General features: G+C 65.1%; 19 protein-coding genes and 1 tRNA gene. 7 read left to right on the top strand and 13 right to left on the bottom strand.

Translation table 11 applies throughout. From position 1 onward, the window contains the following. Nucleotide 1 precedes the first annotated feature (1 nt). Nucleotides 2-535 (top strand): hypothetical protein, encoded by a 534-nt coding sequence (locus tag K1X41_RS11880; RefSeq protein ID WP_220174702.1) that lies wholly within the window; start codon nucleotides 2-4, stop codon nucleotides 533-535. A 447-nt stretch (nucleotides 536-982) separates the two neighbouring features. Here K1X41_RS11880 and K1X41_RS11875 read toward each other — a convergent pair whose 3' ends face one another. Then, nucleotides 983-1,471 (bottom strand): hypothetical protein, encoded by a 489-nt coding sequence (locus tag K1X41_RS11875; RefSeq protein WP_220174701.1) that lies wholly within the window; start codon nucleotides 1,469-1,471, stop codon nucleotides 983-985. A gap of 145 nt (nucleotides 1,472-1,616) precedes the next feature. On the opposite strand from K1X41_RS11875, the gene K1X41_RS11870 reads away from it, so the two are divergent. Both K1X41_RS11870 and K1X41_RS11865 read left to right on the top strand, forming a co-directional pair. Continuing rightward, nucleotides 1,617-2,906: a sensor histidine kinase gene (locus tag K1X41_RS11870; protein WP_220174700.1), complete on the top strand. Its 1,290-nt coding sequence runs from the start codon at nucleotides 1,617-1,619 to the stop codon at nucleotides 2,904-2,906. Next, nucleotides 2,903-3,523, top strand: coding sequence for a response regulator (locus K1X41_RS11865; RefSeq protein ID WP_133615528.1), 621 nt, complete (start codon nucleotides 2,903-2,905; stop codon nucleotides 3,521-3,523). Before K1X41_RS11870 ends, K1X41_RS11865 begins: the two co-directional genes overlap by 4 nt. Before the next feature lie 5 nt (nucleotides 3,524-3,528). Here K1X41_RS11865 and K1X41_RS11860 read toward each other — a convergent pair whose 3' ends face one another. The 6 genes from K1X41_RS11860 to K1X41_RS11835 all read right to left on the bottom strand — a co-directional run bounded on the left by K1X41_RS11860 (nucleotide 3,529) and on the right by K1X41_RS11835 (nucleotide 7,677). Beyond that, nucleotides 3,529-3,690 (bottom strand): hypothetical protein, encoded by a 162-nt coding sequence (locus K1X41_RS11860; protein ID WP_165875544.1) that lies wholly within the window; start codon nucleotides 3,688-3,690, stop codon nucleotides 3,529-3,531. A 259-nt stretch (nucleotides 3,691-3,949) separates the two neighbouring features. Next, entirely contained in the window at nucleotides 3,950-4,177 is a 228-nt protein-coding gene (locus K1X41_RS11855) for a hypothetical protein (RefSeq protein WP_220174699.1), read from the bottom strand. Nucleotides 4,178-4,377: 200 nt separating this feature from the next. After that, a tRNA-Arg gene (locus K1X41_RS11850) sits at nucleotides 4,378-4,450 on the bottom strand. A 131-nt stretch (nucleotides 4,451-4,581) separates the two neighbouring features. Beyond that, on the bottom strand, nucleotides 4,582-5,328 hold the full coding sequence (locus K1X41_RS11845; protein WP_132201705.1) for an NlpC/P60 family protein: 747 nt from the start codon (nucleotides 5,326-5,328) through the stop codon (nucleotides 4,582-4,584). A gap of 215 nt (nucleotides 5,329-5,543) precedes the next feature. Beyond that, nucleotides 5,544-6,896 carry an NADP-specific glutamate dehydrogenase gene (gene gdhA, locus K1X41_RS11840; protein WP_220174698.1) on the bottom strand — a complete coding sequence of 451 codons (1,353 nt, stop codon included), beginning with the start codon at nucleotides 6,894-6,896 and terminating at the stop codon, nucleotides 5,544-5,546. An 88-nt stretch (nucleotides 6,897-6,984) separates the two neighbouring features. Beyond that, complete coding sequence (locus tag K1X41_RS11835) at nucleotides 6,985-7,677, bottom strand: metal-dependent transcriptional regulator (protein WP_132201701.1); 693 nt, start codon at nucleotides 7,675-7,677, stop codon at nucleotides 6,985-6,987. Between the two features lie 78 nt (nucleotides 7,678-7,755). Here K1X41_RS11835 and serC point away from each other — a divergent pair, with 78 nt between their 5' ends. After that, nucleotides 7,756-8,874 (top strand): phosphoserine transaminase, encoded by a 1,119-nt coding sequence (serC, locus tag K1X41_RS11830; protein ID WP_220174697.1) that lies wholly within the window; start codon nucleotides 7,756-7,758, stop codon nucleotides 8,872-8,874. 189 nt (nucleotides 8,875-9,063) lie between these two features. Here the strand turns inward: serC and K1X41_RS11825 are convergent, their stop codons facing one another. From K1X41_RS11825 to K1X41_RS11805, 5 genes are all read right to left on the bottom strand, one after another. Continuing rightward, a complete protein-coding gene (locus K1X41_RS11825) occupies nucleotides 9,064-10,068 on the bottom strand; it encodes a class C sortase (protein WP_258566535.1) in 1,005 nt (334 codons plus the stop codon). Between the two features lie 63 nt (nucleotides 10,069-10,131). Continuing rightward, on the bottom strand, nucleotides 10,132-11,661 hold the full coding sequence (locus K1X41_RS11820) for a SpaH/EbpB family LPXTG-anchored major pilin (RefSeq protein WP_133615523.1): 1,530 nt from the start codon (nucleotides 11,659-11,661) through the stop codon (nucleotides 10,132-10,134). Between the two features lie 101 nt (nucleotides 11,662-11,762). Next, nucleotides 11,763-15,245 carry a vWA domain-containing protein gene (locus K1X41_RS11815; protein WP_220174696.1) on the bottom strand — a complete coding sequence of 1,161 codons (3,483 nt, stop codon included), beginning with the start codon at nucleotides 15,243-15,245 and terminating at the stop codon, nucleotides 11,763-11,765. Nucleotides 15,246-15,486: 241 nt separating this feature from the next. Continuing rightward, nucleotides 15,487-15,939, bottom strand: coding sequence for a DUF3027 domain-containing protein (locus tag K1X41_RS15800; RefSeq protein WP_258566534.1), 453 nt, complete (start codon nucleotides 15,937-15,939; stop codon nucleotides 15,487-15,489). Between the two features lie 255 nt (nucleotides 15,940-16,194). Next, complete coding sequence (locus K1X41_RS11805) at nucleotides 16,195-16,572, bottom strand: cold-shock protein (protein WP_132201689.1); 378 nt, start codon at nucleotides 16,570-16,572, stop codon at nucleotides 16,195-16,197. A gap of 140 nt (nucleotides 16,573-16,712) precedes the next feature. Here K1X41_RS11805 and K1X41_RS11800 point away from each other — a divergent pair, with 140 nt between their 5' ends. From K1X41_RS11800 to K1X41_RS11790, 3 genes are all read left to right on the top strand, one after another. Beyond that, the gene (locus tag K1X41_RS11800) at nucleotides 16,713-16,979 is read left to right on the top strand and encodes a hypothetical protein (RefSeq protein ID WP_243642766.1); all 267 of its coding nucleotides are present in this window, start codon (nucleotides 16,713-16,715) and stop codon (nucleotides 16,977-16,979) included. Nucleotides 16,980-16,991: 12 nt separating this feature from the next. Further along, nucleotides 16,992-18,914 (top strand): helicase-associated domain-containing protein, encoded by a 1,923-nt coding sequence (locus tag K1X41_RS11795; RefSeq protein WP_220174695.1) that lies wholly within the window; start codon nucleotides 16,992-16,994, stop codon nucleotides 18,912-18,914. Between the two features lie 89 nt (nucleotides 18,915-19,003). Further along, entirely contained in the window at nucleotides 19,004-20,638 is a 1,635-nt protein-coding gene (locus tag K1X41_RS11790; RefSeq protein ID WP_132201684.1) for a DNA repair helicase XPB, read from the top strand. Between the two features lie 87 nt (nucleotides 20,639-20,725). On the opposite strand, the gene K1X41_RS11785 is transcribed toward K1X41_RS11790, so the two are convergent. Then, nucleotides 20,726-21,217, bottom strand: a complete 492-nt coding sequence (locus K1X41_RS11785; RefSeq protein ID WP_258566533.1) for a helix-turn-helix domain-containing protein — start codon at nucleotides 21,215-21,217, stop codon at nucleotides 20,726-20,728. Nucleotides 21,218-21,223 lie beyond the last annotated feature (6 nt).

Raw genomic sequence — 21,223 nt, 5'->3', positions numbered from 1 at the left:
GATGGCCGCGGAACCCCAGCTTGCAGATGCACTCGAGCGCGCGGCCGCTGCGTGCAGAGACGCTGCAGCGACGCTCCAGGCATACGGGGTCGAACCCGAACACCTCGCCGCATTGATCCCCCCGAAACGCGTCCTGCTCTGGACGAGACCGGCTCGGATGGCGAAGCTCGGATCAGTGTGGCGGCTCGGCACACTGCTCCTCGGAACCGACGGGGCCCTCTACGCGGCCGGCCGCGCGACTAGGGCTGCGGAGCGCGGGCGTCCCGGCTATCAGTCCGTCTCGCGGGAGGAGCGCAAGGAAATTGCTGCGGCAGCCCTCCGTGGCGGATACGAACCTGGTTCGGCCGTGAACTTCGATGCGACACCGCTCGTGTTCAACGCCGACGCGCTGGCGGATCCCACGCTCCCCATCGGTATCGCCGACGACGAAGTCCGGGTGCGGTGGCGCGCAGGAGCATCACTCACCGGCGCGGCAACACTCGCCGCGTTCATGAGCGAACGAGCCGAATTGCTGCGCGCCCCAATTCAGGAGTGAGACTCAGAGTCAGCGACTCCAGCACACGAGCGGGAATCGTCACCGCCCAGACGCACCAAAAATGCCGCACCGGCCGCGCGACCCAATAGGGGGGGTGGCCGCGCGGCCGATACAGCGGAGGAGAAGTACTACGCCCTGGGGAGATCGGGGGGACAATCCCAGCAGGTATCTGCAGCAGTACTTCAGTGTTGTGTCTCACAACCCACCGCGGGGGTGGTGATTTCAACACTAGAGGCTGCCCGCTCCCCGCAGCCTCGTTCTGCGCAGGCTGACGTAGCTGCCGTTCCGAGTGCAGTGGTGTGTGTGGTCGCATCAGTAGACAGAACGTGCACATACGTGCCCACTCGGACCGTTCTCCGCCCAGCTACTCCCGTTCGCTGCCCAGCTGCTCCCGTTCTCCGCCCAGCTGCTCCCGTTCCGTGCCCAGCTATTTCCGCCTGTGCCCAGCTACTCCGCGTCAGGACGCTGGAATGCCGTGCGCATGTGGTCGCTCGTGAGGAAGTCAGCAATACCGATCATGACCAGGCTGAAGATGATCTGCTCAGTGATCATCCATGCAGGGTACAGGCCGGGGATTGCAGCCATCACGAGCGTGATGATCGGAAAGATCTGCGCAAACAGCCGCAGCCGCTGATACGCCCACCGCCAGCCCAGCATCGCACGCCAGGCAAAGTACCCGAGCGTCACCGTCATCCCCAGCACCACAATGGTGCGCATCCAGACCATTAACGGTACGGCTCCCCCGGAGCCAGCGATGGCTACGGCGATCACAACCGCGCTGACGCCGAGCAGCACTTCAGCCCCCAGTAGCCACCAGATCCACCTGAACGCCCGTCGCGTCTTCGGGTGAGTCCGCGCGGATTCTGGAATGCGGATCCCGGCCTGCCGTCCCCCTGCGATGCGGTCGATGCGCAGCAGCAGCGATTCCCATGTCATGACGCCAGCGTAGAGCAGCTGGCCGCAACACGGCACCGCCGGATCTGAGATGGCAATCAAGATCATTCGAATGGTGGAGACGGCTCCGCTGCCCGGTCGGATATGGTTGCCCCAGGATCCCCAATTCGGGGTGGAGGAGAGCGCAATGAGTATCGTGAACGCGCCGCTGCCGCACTCAGGCCAGGGCGCCACGAGGCCAGCCGTGCGGGCCATGCAGATCGGCCAGCACGTGATCGCGGCGGCCCTCACCACGATCGGAGTGGTGCGCGCGATCGGTGACGGTGTCGCGTTTCCTGTCGCGCTGATCTGTGGCCTCGCAATTCTGGGCTGGCACACCGCTGGCACGCTGTTGCCCACGCGAGCGCGGTCACACACTGTGACTGTGGCCTGGCTCGTGGGCCTCGCCGTACTGTGGGGCGCGGCCGTTGCGGTCTCAGCTGAGTTTGTGTGGCTCGCGTTCCTGCTCTGGCTCTTGGCCGGGCACCTGCTGCCCGGCTGGTGGGCACTCGTGTTCTCCGCTCTCGTGTTCGGCGTTGTCGCCATCGCGCCGCTGCTGCACGACGGGGTGACGAGCTATGCGAATGTGTTCGGCCCGCTGATCGGTGGGGTCTTCGCGCTCGGGATCTCCCGCGGCTACCTCGAACTACTGCGCGACGCTGACGAGCGCGAGCGGCTCGTGGCGTCGCTGACCCGCGCACAGACTGAGATGTCAGAGCTCCAGGATGAACTCGCCCGCGCGCAACGACACTCGGGCGCGGTTGCGGAGCGCACCCGCATTGCGCGCGACATCCACGACACCGTCGCACAGTCGCTCTCCTCGATCCGGCTCCTCGCACATGCCGAGCGCGAACAGCCGGAACTCAGCGGGGCCGTGCAGGCGCTCGTACAGGTCGAAACTCTCGCCAGTGACAGTCTCACGGATGTTCGCAGGATTATCGCAGCGCTGTCGCCCGCAGAGCTCGACGACGATGCGCTGGGCACCGCGCTCCGGCGCCTCCTTGTGTCATTCGGAGCCGAAACGGGGATACGGGCCGAGATTCATATTGATGAATCGTTGCCGCAGCTTCCCATGGCGGCCGAGGTGGCTCTGCTGCGCACGGCGCAGTCGGCGCTCGCCAACGTGCGGCTGCACTCCGGGGCCCAGCGCGTCGTGCTCAGCCTGATTGATGCTGGCGACGCCGTACGACTCGATCTCATTGATGACGGTCATGGCTTTGATGCTGCCACGTGGGAGCGCACAGATCCGGCCGCCTCCTCCAGCTATGGGCTGCGCTTCATGCGCGAGCGGTTGCGCGAGCTGGGCGGTGGACTCGACGTGGAAAGCACGCCGGGTGATGGCACCGCGCTCTCCGCGCATCTGCCACTGGCCCAGGGTGAAGATGCACCCCCGGCATCGTCTGCCACGCGCCAGTCCTTCGGCTTGGAGACCTCATGAGCGTGACCGTGCTGCTGATCGACGACCACCCCGTCGTGCGCACGGGGTTGCGCGCAGTGCTCGATGCCGACGAGCGCATCAACGTGGTCGGAGAGGCAGCCACAGGCGAAGAGGGCATCACACTCACGGAGCACTTGCGACCCGATGTGGTGCTATGCGACCTCCGGCTGGGCGACGGCATAGATGGGATTCAGGTGACCGCTCTGCTGCGCTCCCTCGATCCAGCACCCGCTGTTCTGATCCTGACCACCTTTGACCGCACCGCAGAGATTCTGGGCGCGATCGAGGCTGGAGCAGCCGGCTATCTCCTCAAAGATATGGCACCGGAGGCCATCATCGACGCCGTGCAGCGCACCGCACGCGGGGAGACTGTGCTCGCACCGGAGCTCGCAACGCGTGTGGTCCAAGGGATGCGAAACCCACTTCCCCGGCTCACCGCGCGTGAGCTTGAAGTGCTCCGGCTCCTCGCAACCGGAGCAACAAACCGTGAGATCTCACGAACCCTGTTCGTCACCGAAGCAACTGTGAAGAGTCACCTCGCGCACATTTTCACCAAGCTCGGCGTTGACACACGCGCCCGCGCGATTCACGTGGCCCAGGAGACCGGGGTGTTGTAGAGAGCTCACCGCATGGAGTTCGTCACTTCCCGCTGCTCCTGCGAGTGTTTACGAAGTGCAGAAAGCACGGCACCCCTGATGATCGCCCACAGAATCCAGAGCGAAATGATCGTTCCCAGCAGCCACACGACAATGTTGAACACAAGAAACAACTGGTCCTGATTCATGAGACTCAGCATAGGGGATCCTCGATTCAGGGCGGGGAAACACTTCACCCTCCGTGCGCCGTCGAACCCGAGCCTGCGCGTCGTCCGAGCAGGGAGGCCGCGCTTGTGCCCTGGAGAGGAATCGAACCTCCTCAGGCTCGCTCGGTGAGCATGGACCGCTGGAATATCGCATAGTCACGCACTACTCGGGTTGTGTGAGACACCAGTGATTCCTGAAACTCGGAAGCGTTGTTGCCGTTCGGTTGCCCCGGCAACACACTCAACGAACGTCTGGGGCGCTGTACCTCACTACACCGTCGATGTGTCGATACCCAATCGGGAAGCTGGTAAAGATCACCCCATTCTCGAAAAGGTGCTGCACCTCGCCCGCGTACGCCTCAGCTTCCGCGCCGGTCGCGAACACGCCAAGCACCGTGTTGTCCGGGCTCTCGTCATGACAAACAATCCACACAACAGCGGTGGCTTCGTGCTGTTTTCCCGTTCCCATAAGCTCAGGCTAGCTCAGGCCAGCTCAGGGCGAATCGGCCTGCACGGCCACAACGGCGGAAGGCTTTTCGCCAACAACGGCGTACAGGTGGGTGCCGAAACGTGGCCCCTGTTGCCATTCCTGTCGCCACGAACGATTCTGACAAAGAATACGGCCGATCCTGCCGCGTCATCATGCGGAAGTATCGACCCAATCGGTTGTGCCCTAGAGAGGAATCGAACCTCCGACACCTTCTTTAGGAGAGAAGTGCTCTATCCACTGAGCTACTAGGGCGGGAGTCGCACTCGCGTGCGACCTCTGGGAGTCTAGCGCACGGCGCGTGCCTCTGAGGCACCGGGCGGCAGAGTGCCGAGAAACACAAAACGGGCGGGGCCGAAGCCCCACCCGTTCTGTTTCACAGCTGTTTAGCCGAGGCGCACCACGTCAGGCGTTCCTGACGGGGACGCGTAGGTGTTGACAACGGTCTGGTTGCCGCCCCACCCACCGTGCACGGCCTGGCCGTTGCCGATGTAGATCGCAGTGTGGGGAGCACCCGGCCAGATGAGAATATCTCCCGGCGCGTAGTTGCCGTCCGTCACCGGGGTGCCGTACTTGTAGAAGTCTGAGACGCCGTGGTCGTAGCCGCCCTGATCCCGACGGGTGGTCAGGCCGATTGCCGCGAGCGAGTTCTGCACGAGGTCGGTGCAGTCCTGCGAAACGCCGACCTGGGCGAGCGCGGCGGCAACGAGGCCCTGTGCACCGACACCGGCGGGCACGTCAGCCCCACCCTTGGGCGCGATTGGCGCGGTGCCAGCAATGCCAGCGGCGGCCTGGAGCTCAGCGGCTTCTTTCGCGGCCTTAGCCGCAGCTGCTTCTTCTTTTTCCTTGCGCTCCGCTTCGAGAACGTCAGCAGCGACGGCCCCGTCAGGCGCGACCAGCGGAAGAACTGAAGCGTCGACCTCGACGGTCTCGAGCTTCTGAGCCGCAGCGATTGCGTCGGGCTCGCCTTCCACCGTGGGGGCCACAGCGTATGCGGGGAGACCAAACGTGCCGACCAGGCCGAGGCTGAGGGCCGCAGCGCCAACCATCTGGCCGATACGCTTCGCCGGCGACTTTCCGGGCTTCGCAGCGTGGTTCGAGACCGCGACCGCCGTACCGGGGTTCTGATTCACGAGAATAATCTGCCTCACCTTGATGGGGATGTACGTCTGGGGCGTCCCATACGGAACGCGACCGTTTAAGGGTAACTGAAGATCACGGGAATGTCACGCTCAGGTCACGAAACCCTCGACCTCCCTTGAAACTTAAGGGAACTCCGGGCACGGGGCTCACGGAAATTCGCTTCATATCGAGCGACTTTCTCCCGGCCACCGTCAGGAACAGACCGCTAGATCACACCCTGTGCGAGCATCGCCTGCGCCACCGTCACAAACGCTGCCGAGTTGGCCCCGAGCACATAGTCTCCTGGCTTGCCGTAGCGCTCGGATGCCGCAAATGTGGTCTCGTGCACATCTCGCATGATGCCGTGCAGCCGCGACTCGCTCTTGTCACGATCCCAGCGGGACCGCGCAGCATTCTGGCTCATCTCCAGCGCTGAGGTAGCCACACCGCCCGCGTTCGCCGCTTTACCCGGAGCAAACAGTACTCCGGCGTCTTGGAACAGCTCGACCGCGTCAGGCATCGTCGGCATATTTGCGCCCTCGGTCACGGCGCGGACACCGTTGGCGATCAGTGTGCGTGCGTTGGCGCCCGAGAGTTCGTTCTGCGTGGCACAGGGAAACGCGAGCTCCGCCGGAACGTCCCATACGGTGCCGTCTGCCACGAAGTGCGATCCGGGGCGGCGCTGTGCGTACTCTGAGATCCTGGCGCGCTCCACATCTTTCACCTGTTTGAGCAGGTCGAGGTCGATTCCAGCCTCGTCAACGATGTACCCGCTGGAGTCAGACGCGGTAATCGCCTTCCCACCGAGTTGCTGCACCTTCTCAATGGCGTAGGTCGCAACGTTGCCGGATCCGGAGACGAGGGCGCGGCGGCCCTCGATCCCCTGACCGGCGCGCGCCAGCATCTCCTCCGCGAAGAACACCGCACCGTAGCCGGTCGCCTCGGTGCGCACTTCTGCACCGCCCCAGCCCACTCCCTTCCCCGTGAGTACGCCGGCCTCGTAGCGCTGCATGATTCGGCGGTACTGTCCGAACAGGTAGCCGATCTCGCGCCCGCCCACTCCGATGTCGCCAGCGGGGATATCCGTGTGCTCACCGATGTGGTGCGCAAGCTCCGTCATGAAGCTCTGGCAGAACCGCATCACCTCGGCATCGCTCTTGCCGTTCGGGTCGAAATCTGCCCCACCCTTTCCGCCGCCGATACGCTGCGAGGTCAATGCATTCTTAAAGATCTGCTCGAAGCCCAAGAATTTGATGACCGAGAGGTTGACCGAGGGGTGGAACCGCAGTCCTCCCTTATAGGGCCCGAGCGCAGAGTTGAACTGGACGCGGATACCGCGGTTGACACGCACCCGGTTCTGATCATCGGTCCAGGGCACCCGGAACACGAACTGCCGTTCTGGCTCGACCAGACGATCCAGGATTCCAGCTTCGATGAACTCAGGGTGCTCGGCGAGCACCGGCTCAAGCGTCTCGAGCACCTCGCGCACGGCCTGCAAAAACTCGGACTCACCGGGGCTCCTGCGTTCCACAATTGCTGAAACGGCGCGCAGATGCGCTTCGGGGGTGGGCAACGTCAACGGATGACTCCTCTGTCTATCAACTCCACTATGGGCAGCCCGGATTCCGGGCCCCTCCTGGTCCAACCGCCCTGCGCGGTGGATGTCTCTACTGCGAGACGAAAATGTGTGCGGCGACCTCGAACGGGAGGTCGATCGCTTCATTCGAACCCTCAACCTCGACATGCACGGTGTGCCCGCGTCGGACGAAGGAGGCGGTATTGCCGGGAACAACACCCGCGGCGGCGAGCTGTTCAAGCAGCTCTGGATCCACTTGGAGCGGCTCTGCAAGACGACGGATCCGGGCCGTGAGCGACAGCTCGAATTCGACAAGCAGCTCACCAAGTCCGGTGACGCCAGTCTGGAAGGAGCCGGCCCGCGTGCTGCCGAGCTCTTCGAGGCCGGGGATCGGGTTGCCGTACGGGGATTCCGTCGGGTTGCCGAGCATCCCCATCAGCTTGCGCTCAACGCGCTCGCTCATCACGTGCTCCCATCGGCACGCTTCCTCGTGGACGTACGCCCATTCCAGGCCGATCACGTCGGCGAGCAACCGCTCTGCGATCCGATGCTTACGCATCACCCGCACCGCTTTCGCACGTCCGTCCTCGGTCAGTTCAAGGCGACGATCGTCCGTCACAACGACGAGGCCATCACGCTCCATGCGGCCGACGGTCTGTGACACGGTCGGTCCGGAGTGCCCCAGGCGCTCGGAAATTCGGGCTCGGAGCGGGACAATGCCCTCTTCTTCGAGCTCCAGAATCGTGCGCAGGTACATCTCCGTCGTGTCGATCAGATCTGCCATCGCCGTCCTCTCTCTAGCCCGTACCCCAGCTTAGGGCATGGACCATCAAGCGCTCTGCCCCCTATTAGAATCGTGCGTATGGCCGACATCTCAATCCCCACGAACCTCTTGCCCGCCGACGGACGCTTTGGGTGCGGCCCGTCGAAGGTGCGCTCCGAGCAGCTCAGCTTCCTCGCATCGCTACAGCCGGGCGTGCTGGGCACCTCGCATCGCCAGGCACCGGTGAAGGATCTCGTCGGGAGCGTTCGCTCCGGTCTCCTGGATCTGTTCCGCGCGCCTGAGGGGTATGAGATCCTGCTCGCAAACGGCGGGGCGACCACGTTCTGGGATTCGGCAGCTCATTCCCTGGTTGAGAAGCGCAGCCAGCACCTCGCTTTTGGCGAGTTCGGTGCGAAATTTGGCAAGGCAACCGGCGCGGCTCCGTTCCTTGAGGAGCCGGATGTGCGTTCAGCAGAGGCTGGCTCGCGCTCGCAGGCTGAGGCCGTGGCAGGCATCGACGTCTATGCGTACCCGCACAACGAAACCTCCACTGGCGTCATGGCCCCGGTCGTCCGCGTCGCGGGCGATGCGGGCGCGCTCACCGTGGTCGATGCGACGAGCGCTGCCGGGGGGATCGACTTCGATGCCTCACAGACCGATGTGTACTACTTCTCCCCCCAGAAGAACTTCGCCTCCGATGGCGGGATCTGGTTTGCGCTCGTCTCGCCGGCCGCAATTGAGCGAATCGAGCGGGTCACAACCTCCGGCCGCTACATTCCTGAGACGCTGAACCTTGCTGGGGCAGTCGAGAACTCCAGGAAGAATCAGACGCTGAACACCCCCGCGCTCGCCACGCTCGCAATGATGGACGAGCAGGTTCGGTGGATCAACGAGCAGGGAGGACTCGCCTGGGCGTCGGCCCGCACCGCGGAGTCTTCTCACGTGCTCTACGACTGGGCCGAGCGCACCGCGGTCGCGACTCCGTTCGTTTCTGATCCCAATCACCGCTCTCAGGTCGTCGTCACGATCGACTTCGACGAGTCGGTCGACGCCGCAGCACTCTCGACCGCGCTGCGTGCGAATGGAATCGTCGACACCGAGCCCTACCGCAAGCTGGGCCGCAACCAGCTGCGCGTCGCCACGTTCACGGCTATCGAGCCCGATGACGTGCGTGCGCTCACCGAGTCGATCGACTACGTGCTCGAGCGCTTGAGCTAGGAGGGCCGCCGCGCCGCAGGCCGCCGCGACACCCAGTCACGAGCGAAACGACCACGTGGTGACACCTCAGAAAGGTGTCGGCACGTGGTCGTTTCGCGTTGTGTGAGCGAGTTTCGGCCCTCGCTGATCAGGGCCCTGTCTGCGCAGTTCGGGCGCATTTCGGGCGCGGGTGCCGGTGCCGGTCCCGGTTCAGGCGTGGCGAGGTCCGGCTGCGGGCGGAACACCACCAGAGACTGTTCCGGCGCCGCTGCGACCACCGCGCACTCGGCAGGAGGCCACCACATAGCCACCGATCACGATGAGCGCAGCAGCGGACCACAGCGTCCACCAGGGGAACCCAGGCACTGTCGGGGCCTGGCCCGCGTTCTCGATGTCTGCAATCGGCGTCGGCGTGATGCGTTCGCCAGTGACCAAGATGCGGTGCGAGTTGATCCCGAGCGGCGTACACGTGACAAGCGTCGCCAGGTCTTTGCCCTGCACGGGATACAGAGACTGCGTCTCGTCCGGCTTCACCACGCGCGTATCGGTGATCCGGTACGTCAGCACCTGACCCCAGGTTTCCAGGGTGAACGTGTCGCCCACCACCAGTCGATCCAGGTTGTTGAACATTTCGGCCTGAGCAAGGCCGCGGTGCCCGGTCAGCACGGTGTGAGTCGTGTCTCCCCCGACGGGGAGCGCGGTTCCCTCCAAGTGGCCGACGCCCTGTTCGAGCACACGATCGCTGGTGCCGTGATAGATCGGAAGATCAACATCAATCTTTGGGATCTTAATGCGGGACATGAGTCCGGTGGAGTCTGTGGCGAGGAGCTGAGCGTACGCGGATCCGGCTCCCGGATCTGCGGCCTGGGGGATCCGCTCTCCCGGAGCCACCACTGCCGCGCCGGTGAGTTGATCGTTGTACGCGTGCGCTGCGGCGAGCTCCGCCTCGCGCTCGCTCACTCCCCCGGCGATCGCTGACTGATTCAGTCCAATGATCTCTTGAGAGTACTGGAGCTGTGAGAACCAGGTCGCGATGCTCGGAAGTTGTAGCAGCCCCACCCCTGCGAGGGCGAGTACCGCGACAAAGAGAACCACCGGGCTCGGTTTCCGCCAACGACGGTCCGAGCCCGGTGGGGCCGGAGGGAGTGCGGCCGCGGAGCTGACCTGGGGCGAGACGACAACGGCTTGCGCCTCGTCCATAGTCTGCTGCGGCACGATGACTTCCTCCTCTTGTTCGGGGCGATGATGGACGGGGAAATCCGCTCACCGCCCCAGCTTTTACTCGACCCGGTGTGCCCGGCGTCGTGCGACGATCAGCGCCGCTCCCGCAGCTGCGATGAGCAGTGCTCCGCCGGCGACCGAGAGGACGAGTGCCCCTGACGAGCCCGTAAGCGGAAGCTCGGGTCCGTTCTGCTGCACGTTCTTCACGGTGACATCAACGGCAGTCGACGCGCCTGTCTGCACGGTGACGGGAGTGAGGGCTGCCGCGCCGGTCGGCGTCACGAATCCAGCGGGTGCCGCGGTCTCCTTGAGTACGTAGCAGCGCTGCGCGGCGTTCACTGGCAGGTTCACGCTGTCGCTCACGAACAGGCCTGCGATAGTCACGCGGCCGTTCGCGCCGGTCGTGAACTCGGTGCCGCCGCTGACGCTGAGCGCTGAGCCGGTGGCGGTGGCGGTTGAGCAGTCGGCTGCATACGGATCAGCTGCTGCGTACACCTCGAACTTTGCACCGGCAAGCGCATCACCCGGGGTCCGGGCGTTCACCTTCGAGATCAGCACGTCGCCCCAGTTGGAGGAAACGGAGTTCGAGGTGATGGCATTGCGGTGCGTTGGATCGTTGATGAAGTCCGAAGCCGTGTTCACGATCGTGCCGTTGCCGAGCGAGGTGACGGTGCCCTGGAAGGTCACGACGATTTCTTTGCCGGCCTGCCCGCTGAGCCACGCATACCCCGGCGCGGGGGTGAACCCGACCTGAACGGCCTGTCCGGTCGCCGTCACTGCAAAGTTTCCGGTGGGAACCGGAACGCCGTCAACGGTGACGCTCTTGACTCCGACGCCGATGCCGGAGGCGGCCGGGGTCGGGGTGAGGCGAGGATCCAGCGTGTCGACGACGTCGAACCCGGTGAAGCTGCGGTTGACCGCGAGTGCGGGGATCGTCACGGTCACCGGGAACTCGATAATGCTGCCGAGCCCGAGTCCGTTCTGCGGGTTGATCGTCTTCCGAACGGTGGTGACGCCGTTCTTGGGGTAGACGTTGACATCGTAGAGCCAGCCGTCCTCGTAGGGGTACGGGATCGTCACGAGGAACGGCGCGGAACGGTCGACGACCGTTGCCGGTGCCGCCGTTTCACACACGACGTAGACGCCAACCGTGGTCGGGATCGTCGCGGTGCCGCTCGCGTCGGTGGTCACTGGCGGAAGCGCGGTCCCCAGTGTGTAGCCGGCCGGCGCGGTGCAGTCAGCACCTGGCTCGACGCCCTGGAGCGCATCCCACGCTGCTGGATCGTTGAGATCCACCGGCTGGCCGCCCTGCAACAGCGGCGACGCGGTGAACTCGACGCCCTGAATGCCCGGCGTTGGGATCGCGGTGCCAGTGCCGTCAGGGTTTTGCTCAACGGGCGTGGTGCCTGTCTGGTGCTGGTGCTTGTGCAGGATGATTGAGCCTGTCGCATCGGGATCGATGCTGCCAAAGCTGGGCGCGGCCTGCGCCGGCGAGCTCACGGCAACAGCGCCGAGCAGTGCGATGGCGGCTGCGGCGAGCGCAGCGACCGCCCGCCTCTGGGTTCCCCCTTGACCGGTGTAACTCATGATGAATGTCCTCTCGTGGTGGTGCGAAGTGGGGAGTCCTGTGGTGCGGGACGTACGGGTGCGCATCCCCAGTGCGCGCTCCCTGGTCTGTGTGATGCGCATTAGGCGCTCGATTCGGTGCGGCGGCGGCGCGTCCAGGTGACGGCGCCGACGAGGAGGGCGAGGCCAGCGATTCCAGCGCCAGCGATTCCGAGCGCGTCCGAGCTCAGGCCGCCAGTGAGCGGCACGTCAAGTGCCTGTGCTGGGGTATTCACGAAGCGGTACACCGCGGTCTGCCCGATCGGTACCGAGACCGGTGCTGTCTCGTCGACATGCACCCAGTCACACCCACCTGCGGCAGCCGGGTTCGGGTCGCAGCGCTCAACGCGGTCAAGCAGATACGCGAGCGGTGCTGCCGGGTCGTGCGGCAGTTCGGAAAGGGTGTAGCTCTGAGCTGAGCTGACGGCGAACGTGTTCGCAGCTGAGCGTGCGTTGGATCCGGACACGGTGTGTGAGAAGACTCCGGATCCGCCCGTGGCATTGAGATCCCAGTTCGCAGGGCTCGCGGTGCCGTCTTCGACGAGCTTCAATAGCGTGAGCTGAGACACACAGGTCACGGTGTTCGTCACCTCGAAGGTGTTGGCTCCCGGCGTCAGCGTGGCCTGCGCAGGCAGGGCGTCAGTGACCGGTGTCGCGCCCCGCTTGGTGAGCTGGTTCGAGGTGAGCGTGCACCCGGGCAGCTGGGCCGGATCAATGGTCACCGCCTCGTTGATCGAGACCCCGCTCGTCGCCGTGTAGTTCGCGCGCACGACGCCCCAGTCCTGGTTTGTCGGCGTCGTGGTTCCCGGCCCGCTCAGGGTGAGTTGCCCGGTGAGCCCGCTCGGCAGTGCACCCTCGTCGCCTGGCACGTGATAGGTGCCGAGCGGTGCGCCCTGCCCGTCGACGATCTTCCAGATCTTGTCGACCTTCACCGTCGCAGAAAGATCCGGTGCTCGGTTGTAGATTGTGCAGTTCACCGTCTGCCCGTTCGGCACGGCTACGCGGACGCCGTTTGTCGGGTTGCCGCTCGGCACGACGGTTGCGCCGGTCACCAAGTTGGTGCAGACCGCGTTCTGGCCGCCAACGGGGACGAGGTTGTAGCCGGCTTGCTGGGTTTCAGTCACCGTCACTGGGGAGCTCGTGGTTCCCCCTGCGAAGGTGAGCGGAAAGGCGACCGTACCGGTTCCGTCGTTTTCTGTGACCCGAGTCGGCGGGGCTGGCAGGGTGATCCCCGGACCCGGATCGGACACGGTGAACTGCCACCCTCCGACGGCCGGCTGCGCGCCAGCGATGGATCCTGCCGGTGCGGTCGTGGGTACGACCATCTTGGTCACCGTGAGCTGGCTTGCGCAGTTGCCGAGTGCAAGGTTGCGCAGGATCCCACCGGTCGTGGCGTAGTTGCTGGTCTGGAAGTAATCCGTGCCGGCAGTGGGGCCGGAGATCGAGCGCAGGTTGAGCGCGTTGTTCGCTCCTGTAGCGCCGGTTCCTACGCCGAATGCGAGGACTCTGGTGCCCGTAGCCTTCAACGCATTCGCAGAGAAGATGCCATTCTCGGTCTCGATGAGCCTGGTCGTGTCGCCCGGCCCGGAGGGTCCCGTGCCGTAGTAGGTGGGCTTGCCGTCCGTGATCACGACGGCGACGTCATAGGGGTTTGTCTGCGCCGCGGAGGCCGTTGCCGCGAGGCCGCGATCCCAGTTCGTCCCACCGGTCGAGGTCCAGGCGGAGTAGCGAGCCTTGAACGCGTCCGCCTGCGCCTGCGTGGACACGGAGGTGAGTGCCGGATAATTCTGGCTTGCTCCGAGCGCGGGTGAGCCGGTCGAGAACGAAAAGAGCGACATCCGCGACTGTGTGCCGACGAGCGCGTCGACGAAGGCGTTGGACGCTGATCGCAGTGCTCCGATAGAGTCGCCGACCGACCCGGAAAGATCGAGCACCAGCGCAACATCGATGCCGCATGATTGCGGAGTCGCGGGGTTGTTGCGGGACTGGGCCCAGATACCGCCCGAGGCGTTCGCGTCAGTTGAGTCCGGGGCGTACATGAAGTTCGCGGTGGAACGGTAGACCGCGCCCGATCGCAGCAGTGTCCCGGTGCGGAAGTTGTAGGCGGTTGCCGTCCCGGCATCACTGCTGCCCGTGCTCAACGACGGGTTCGTGAACCAGCCAGTGGGTGCACCGTCGGTGCGCTGGACCACCCAGAAGCGGGCGTCTCGGTTGGCCCCGCCGGACTGCGTATTGGGCACTTCAAAGGTGCATTCGCCGTTGGCGTCTGACACGCACAGCGCCCAGCCGGCTCCTGCTCCGCTCACACCGTCTGGTCGGACACCGTTCGGCGATCCGCTTCCGCCGTTCAGCAGCAGTGTGACGCCGGCGAGGTTCGTGACGCCACTCGCGCCGGTGCGATCGCCTCCGGTCTTCACAACGATCTTGCCTGGCTCGATCTTGGTGTTGACGTATGCGCCGAAGTCGTAGGTTGTGCCACCCCAGTTGCCGGTGTTGCCGCTGCCAGGGATCGTGTTCGCCGTGGAGTTGAACGTGTACCCGGTAGGCGCTGCAGTCTGCGTCACGCGGTATCGCGAGGAGGTCGTCACGCCATTGGCAGTGGGATTCGTGGCGGGCGTGAGGAATTTGACCTGGAATTCACCCGGATCCGGATCCCGATCAATCCCTGTGCACGGCGCGGACACACAGTCTGTGACCGTAACGGTCCGAGTCCAGCTGATGGCCGACGTTCGCGGCCCTTCGATCGTAAACGTCGCTCCGGGTACCAGCGCACCGTCACCATCGACGGCGGTCCAGTACACATACGGAGCGGTCACTCCGGGGCCGTCAGGGCCAAGCGAGAACGGGGTCACTGCGTCGGAGGTGACTGATGCATCGTCGGTCGCCGCCTTCGGGGTCGCCGAGGGGGCCGGGCGAGGGGCAGGAGTTGTGGTGGGCTCCGTCGCGGGCGGATCATCGATCACCGGCGCCTCGGGTGGTGCCGTCTCAGTCGGTGGCACCTCCGGGGCAGGGTCTACTACCACCGGCACTACGATCTGAGGCACCGCTTCGTCAGTGGAGGCGGGCACCACGACGTCCTGCCACACGCTCTCCGGGTGCTCACCCGCTGCGGTCGCGGTGACCCGGATCCGGAGAGTGTCGCCGGCTGCAAGTTCGTGGGTGAGCGCCGGGAGTGCAGCGTCCACGAGGGTCGCAAGTTCGAAGGCTCCTGGGGTGGGATCGAGGTCTGCGCCGACGTAGTCTGATTGGCCAGCGTTGTCCGCCACTTGCGCGGTGATCGGGGCCTGGCCCGTCGCGGCTGCCGTTGCGTCCCACGGCCCACTCACGGCGAAAGAGGTGCTCGTCTGCAGTGTTCCAGCTTCATCAACAGCGCGCCACCGCACACTCGCTGCGGGCGCAGGAGCGGGGGCCGCAGCGTCTGTGCCCTCGGCTGCGCCGGTCGGCTGTTCCGCCAGTGCCGGAGTGGCACCGAGCAGTGCGATCGCTACCGTCGCGGCTGCGGCGAAGACTGTTCCCCGCCGACGATGTGCACGGCGTCCGCTGCCTTCGCGTGCCTGTGCGCTCAATACACTTGAGTACCCCATTGTTCCCCTGCTCCCCACACGGTTGGCGGGGAACTCAAGGATCAGCACAGACCCTCGAGGACTTTCCCCGTCCTGTCGATCACGCTAAAGAACGTGGGGGTGCCAGAGGATCCGGGAAAACTACGTATCTTTCACGCCGGGGAACACACGAAGAGACACAACAACGCCGCAGCGCCCAAGTTTTCTCCTTGGCCACTGCGGCGTTGTTGTGTGAACCGCTGAGTTACTCTTCTTCGTCGTCGGAGTCGTCGAACAGCTCGGTGTCGTCCGATTCGTCAGTAAGGTCTTCCGCCTCATCATCCTCAGAGTCATCGGACCCATCGGAATCGTCGGCGTCTTCGTCATCTTCGGCGTCGTCCAGATCGTCGACGTCTACGCCGTCGATCTCATCGTCAAAGTCGCTGAAATCGTTGTCCAGCAGATCGTCTTCGGCCGCATCGTCTTCACGCAGCTCGGCGAGTTCCGCGGAATCGTCATCGCTTTCACTCGTGCCCTCTGCCGCCTGTTTGGCCTGCGTCTCGCGGTACTGCGCAAGACGCTCGGACCACGGCACCCACTCGGGCGCGGTGACTGCGTCGGCGCCCGGGAGCAGCTCAACTTCAAGCACTGTGACGGGCGCATCGGCGTCGACGCGCGCGAGTGTTGCGGCCCAGCGCCACCCCGGGTAGCCCGCCATCCGGCAGTCAAAGAAGAGCGTGAGTACGTGCGCGTCGTGCGCCCGAAGCCATCCTCGGCGCCGATCGTGTCGGCCTCGGTGATCTCTTCGAGCGCGGCACGGGCCTGCTCTCGGGCCTGCAGCAGCACTGGATCCGGCGTCACCGGAGTTTCGTCTGCCGCGGGGGCTTCCACGTGAGATGGCTCAGCCGTACGAAGCTCCGCTGGCGGAGCTTCGGCCGCATCGGCCTCCGCAGCGACCGCTTCAGGTCTGGCCTCAGACATCGAAGTCATCCGCAACGGCACGCAGCATGGAGGCCACCTGACGCGACTGCTGCCGCTCAGGGTACTGTCCGTTCTTCAGTCTGCCGCCCAGTCCGTCAAGCAACTTCACGAGATCCTCGATGATGACCGCCATTTCGTCCGCAGATTTGCGGCTTCGTTTTGCCAGCTTTGGGGTGTCAAGGATCCGCACCGACAGCGCCTGCGGCCCGCGTCGCCCATCGGCAACGCTGTACTCCACGCGCGTCCCGGGCTGCACTTCCTCGCCCTGCGGGAGCACTGAGGCGTGCAGGTAGACCTGCTCGCCGTCTTCACCCTGAATAAATCCGAAGCCTTTCGCTTCGTCATAGAACCTGACCTTGCCGTTCGGCATGCCTCGTCCCTTTCCGTCTCGGCGGGGCGCTCATTCCGGCCACGCATGTCGTGGCGAACGGCACGTGTTCCGCATATCCACACAAGTCTACCGTCCGTTCTTCCGCCCACCAGGAGGATCGACCCGGTAAAATGAAGCGGATGTCCACAGAACCCAATTCCCCGTCGCTGATTGAGCGGATCCTGGCGTTTACTTCGCTGACGATCATCGCCGTCGCGCTGCTCTCATTTTTCGTCACGCTGATCGTGGGTATGAACGATCGGCAGGCCATGGCGGAGGGCCTGTGGCCCATCGTCTACGGGATCTCCCTCATCGGCCTCCCCATCGGCTTCGTCTTACTCGTTGCGCTGCTCATCGTGAGCCAAGTCCGTCGCCGCCGCGAATTTCGCCGGAACGCCGAGAGCTAAGCGGCCTCCGCCATGAGTGGCACACTCGCGCTCGCATCCACCATCGCAGAGATGGATCGCGACGCTCTGCGCGCGCTCGTCGCGCGGCGCCGCCTACAGGCGGCTGGCACTATTGCCGATCCGATCGGACTCGCAGCTGAGCTGCTCCGCAGCGATTCGATCACCCGCGCAATTGTCCCGCTGGAGCGGAACCAACTCAGCGCACTGCTGCGATTCGCCGCGGCGCCGCGCTCCTGCGCTCCGGATGAGCTCCAAGCCCTCACGGCGCTCGGGCTCATCGGGCGTGAGTCAGAGCAATTGCTGCCACTTGACGAGGTCACTGAAACCGTGCGTGACGCACTCATTTCAGCCGGTATCGAGCCCGACTCGCTCACAGCGGTCGGAGCGGCTCCGGACGCCGTCACGGCCTCGCACACCTCCGGAGCTACGCCTGCGCCCGAGCCCAGTCCCCGGGCCACAGCAGCCGTACCCCACCAGGCCCCGGACACAAGCACCTGGTACTCTCCAGCGCTGACCGCAGTGGGTCAAGCCGCAGAGAGCCTCCGCGTGCTCACACTGCGCCCGGGCAAGCTCAATCGCAACGGAACTGTCGCCGTCGCGTCACTCAGATCTCTCGCCGAAGCCACGAGCATCGATGTTGACTCGGTTTCTCGGATCGTCACCGCGCTCGGCCACGCTGGCCTCACCACCCCTCGCAGTGATGAGCAGCTTCTGCTGGTCTCCGCCGCGGCGGGAGACTGGCTTGCACAGGACAATCGGGACCGCTGGCTCACGCTGGCGCGGGCCACACTCGCAGCGATCCCGGCACCGTTGAACATCGCGCTCACGGCGGCGGACGGCGACCTGGCCGGTGCCGCCGCGGCGATCCCCCATCGTTTCCCCTTGCTCCCGCCTGCTGAGCTCGCGGCAGCGACCGCGTTCACCGCGGTCGCGGAGCAGCTTGGCCTCACCGTGAGCGGTGTCCTCAGCGCGCCCGCCGATCGGCTCATCGCGGACGATCCTGCTGCCGCTGGAGAGCTCGTGGCGCGAGATACGCCGGGACTGGCGCCAGGCGTCTATGTGCAGCCGGATTTGAGCGTCGTAGTCCCCGGCCCCCTCGCCCCAGCAGACGAGGCAACGCTGAGCGCGATCTCCCGCCCAGAACAGATCGGCGTCGCATCGACCCGCCGGATCTCCGAGGCCAGTCTCGCCGAGGGGCTCGAACAGGGCGTCACGCCCGATGCGGCTCGCGCGCTGTTCGGACGGATCTCGCTGACTGGGATCCCGCAGCCCTTGGAATATCTCCTCGCGTCGCGGGCGGAACGTATCGGTGACCTCGTGGTGGACGAACACGATGGCGATGTCGGCCGCACGCGCATCACCGTCTCACGCTCAGATCTCGCGCAGACGCTGCTCGTCGACCGCGCACTGCAGCACCTGCAGCTGACCAGGCCAGCACCCGCACCGAACGCGCCGGTCGCAATGGGCACGCCCATCCGGCTCTACTCGCGCCTCAGGGCCGATCACGTGGTCTCCGCGCTCACCGACGCGAGGTACCACCCGACCACAAGCGCAGCGCTCAGCGGCGCCGGGCGAGCGCCCGGCACCCGCGGGGCTTCTCCTGCGCACACCCTCGACACAGCCGCAATCCCCATCGTCGATGTGTCAGCTGCGCCGCAAGCGACACAGCTGACTGAGGCGTACTCCACGCTCGTCGAGCGCGTCTATCTCGCCGCACGCGCGGAGCCAGGCACCGGCGAATTCACGCGCAGGCTGGAACTCGCGATGCGCGACCGCAGCCCGGTGTACGTCACCGCCGAGGCCCGAGGCCAGGTGCGCACATTTACCCTGCTTCCGGTCTCTGTGACGAGCGGGCGACTGCGTGCCACAGATCAGGTCGCTGGCGTCGAACGCACGCTTCCCGTGAATATGATCACGGCAGTGGAACCGGTGTAGCCGCGGCGCGCGCAAGATCACACCGAGATCAGACCGGCTCGCACCGACTCACACCGAGCTCCGACTGAGCACGAGTAGAGTTGATCGCTATGACACTCGGCCCACTCATCGTGCAGAGCGACCACACCGTCCTCCTCGAGGTTGCCCACCCCCAAGCGGAGGATGCTCGGCACGAACTCGCGGTGTTTGCGGAGCTCGAACGCGCGCCGGAGCACATCCACACCTATCGCGTGACGCGTCTCGGACTGTGGAATGCGCGGGCCGCGGGGCACACCTCCGAAGAGATCCTCGACACGCTCAATCGCTACGCGAAGTTTCCGGTTCCCTCCGGCGTTGCCAGTGAAATCGAAGACACCATGCGGCGCTACGGGCGTCTCACCATTGAGCGAGACGCTGAGGGTGCGCTCGTGCTCCGTTCAGAAGACGCCGCAGTGCTCCGCGAGGTGACGAGCGCAAAGAAGATTGCGCCGCTGCTCGGCAACAAAACCGACGACCGCACTTACCCTGTTGAGGCGTGGGCGCGCGGCGAGTTGAAACAGCAGTTGGTGGCGCGCGGCTGGCCCGCGGAGGATCTCGCGGGCTACACGCCGGGTGAGCCGTATGACATCGAACTCGAGCTGGACGGCTGGGAGCTGCGCGACTACCAGGCAAAGGCAGTCGAGGCATTCCAGCGTGGCGGATCCGGGGTCGTCGTGCTCCCCTGTGGCGCAGGCAAGACGATTGTTGGCGCTGCCTCCATGGCGGCAGTCGGCGCGAAAACACTCGTGCTCGTGACGAATGCGGTGTCCGCCAGGCAGTGGCGAGACGAGCTCCTTCGTCGCACCACACTCACCGCGGACGATATCGGGGAGTACTCGGGCCAGGTGAAGGAGATCAAACCTGTCACGATCGCGACGTACCAGATCCTGACGAGCCGCAGGAAAGGCGAATACGCGCATCTGTCGCTCCTCGACGCCCAGGACTGGGGGGTCATCGTGTACGACGAGGTGCACCTCTTGCCTGCCCCGGTGTTCAAGCTGACAGCCGATCTGCAGGCACGCCGCCGGCTCGGCCTCACCGCAACGCTTGTGCGTGAGGATGGCCGCGAGGGCGATGTGTTTAGTTTGATCGGTCCGAAACGCTATGACGCCGCGTGGAAAGACATCGAGGCGCAGGGGTTCATCGCGCCAGCCGCATGCTTCGAGGTGCGCGTTGGGCTCAGCGAGTCCGAGCGCATGGACTACGCGGTTGCGGAAGATCAGGATCGCTATCGGATCGCGTCGAGCACGACCGTGAAGGAACAGATCGCCCGCCGAATCATTGCGCGCCATCCTGGTGAGAGCGTGCTCGTGATCGGCCAGTACATCGACCAGCTCGAGTCGATGTCCGAGACGCTCGGCGCTCCGCTGATCACGGGCCAGACGCCCGTCGATGAGCGCGAGCGGCTGTTTCAGGCGTTCCGATCAGGCGAAGAAAAGATCCTCGTCGTTTCGAAGGTCGCAAATTTCTCAGTGGATCTCCCGGATGCGTCGGTCGCCGTGCAGATCTCCGGATCGTTTGGTTCACGGCAAGAAGAGGCCCAGCGTCTCGGCCGGCTACTCCGCCCGAAAGCGAACGGCGCAACGGCATCGTTCTACACCCTCATCACTCGTGACACGGTTGATCAGGACTTTGCGCAAAACCGGCAGCGTTTTCTTGCCGAGCAGGGCTATGCGTACACGATCCTCGACGAGGATCAGATCTAGCGGAGACGCCCGTCGCCGCGCTCAGGGGCCAGGAGTCAGAGGTCACGCCATCCGCTCTCACACATGAGAGGTGAGTGCTCACCTCGCTCACACGTGAGAGGTGAGCACCCACATCACCCTGCTGCGCTCGGTCTCCGAGGGATTGCGCCAGATGTGGGCGTGCCGCGCGGCGAAACTCATCGAGTCCCCCTCCTCGAGCAGAAAAGTCTCGGCTTCGATCCGCAGCTCAAGCTCACCGGCAAGCACGACGACGAACTCACGGTCGACCGGGAGCCGATAGGGCTCGGGCTCGAACCCACCGCCGGGCTCCACCCAGGTCTCGATCACCTGGACGTCGCTCTGGCCCGGCGGTGAAAGGATCGTGTCAGACACGCCCTCCCCCATCAGTGCGGCCGGCGCCCGGTCCGCACGACGATTGACGTAGATCTTCGGCGGGTCGAAGAGGCGCCCCATCGGCATCGTGAGCGCATCGCAGATTGCCGCGAGAGACGTGACCGAAGCCGAGGCGAGGCCGCGTTCGACCTGTGAGATGAACCCTTTCGTGAGGCCTGTGAACTCAGCGACACTGCTGATGGTCATCCCGCG

Origin of the sequence: Leucobacter luti, from assembly GCF_019464495.1 — a bacterium.
Lineage (GTDB): Bacteria > Actinomycetota > Actinomycetes > Actinomycetales > Microbacteriaceae > Leucobacter > Leucobacter luti_A.
The sequence above is the reverse complement of the archived record's forward strand: the minus strand, read 5'-3'. Positions and strand labels throughout refer to the sequence as shown.

Excerpts from the sequence above, each read along its gene's own strand:
- K1X41_RS11790 (WP_132201684.1), top strand. The coding sequence starts at position 19,004 with ATGACACTCGGCCCACTCATCGTGCAGAGCGACCACACCGTCCTCCTC.
- K1X41_RS15800 (WP_258566534.1), bottom strand. The coding sequence starts at position 15,939 with ATGGCGGGCTACCCGGGGTGGCGCTGGGCCGCAACACTCGCGCGCGTC.
- K1X41_RS11855 (WP_220174699.1), bottom strand. The coding sequence starts at position 4,177 with ATGGGAACGGGAAAACAGCACGAAGCCACCGCTGTTGTGTGGATTGTT.
- K1X41_RS11820 (WP_133615523.1), bottom strand. The coding sequence starts at position 11,661 with ATGAGTTACACCGGTCAAGGGGGAACCCAGAGGCGGGCGGTCGCTGCG.
- K1X41_RS11875 (WP_220174701.1), bottom strand. The coding sequence starts at position 1,471 with ATGACATGGGAATCGCTGCTGCTGCGCATCGACCGCATCGCAGGGGGA.
- K1X41_RS11880 (WP_220174702.1), top strand. The coding sequence starts at position 2 with ATGGCCGCGGAACCCCAGCTTGCAGATGCACTCGAGCGCGCGGCCGCT.
- K1X41_RS11795 (WP_220174695.1), top strand. The coding sequence starts at position 16,992 with ATGAGTGGCACACTCGCGCTCGCATCCACCATCGCAGAGATGGATCGC.
- K1X41_RS11860 (WP_165875544.1), bottom strand. The coding sequence starts at position 3,690 with ATGAATCAGGACCAGTTGTTTCTTGTGTTCAACATTGTCGTGTGGCTG.
- K1X41_RS11870 (WP_220174700.1), top strand. The coding sequence starts at position 1,617 with ATGAGTATCGTGAACGCGCCGCTGCCGCACTCAGGCCAGGGCGCCACG.
- K1X41_RS11835 (WP_132201701.1), bottom strand. The coding sequence starts at position 7,677 with ATGGCAGATCTGATCGACACGACGGAGATGTACCTGCGCACGATTCTG.
- K1X41_RS11800 (WP_243642766.1), top strand. The coding sequence starts at position 16,713 with ATGTCCACAGAACCCAATTCCCCGTCGCTGATTGAGCGGATCCTGGCG.
- K1X41_RS11865 (WP_133615528.1), top strand. The coding sequence starts at position 2,903 with ATGAGCGTGACCGTGCTGCTGATCGACGACCACCCCGTCGTGCGCACG.
- K1X41_RS11805 (WP_132201689.1), bottom strand. The coding sequence starts at position 16,572 with ATGCCGAACGGCAAGGTCAGGTTCTATGACGAAGCGAAAGGCTTCGGA.
- K1X41_RS11785 (WP_258566533.1), bottom strand. The coding sequence starts at position 21,217 with ATGACCATCAGCAGTGTCGCTGAGTTCACAGGCCTCACGAAAGGGTTC.
- serC (WP_220174697.1), top strand. The coding sequence starts at position 7,756 with ATGGCCGACATCTCAATCCCCACGAACCTCTTGCCCGCCGACGGACGC.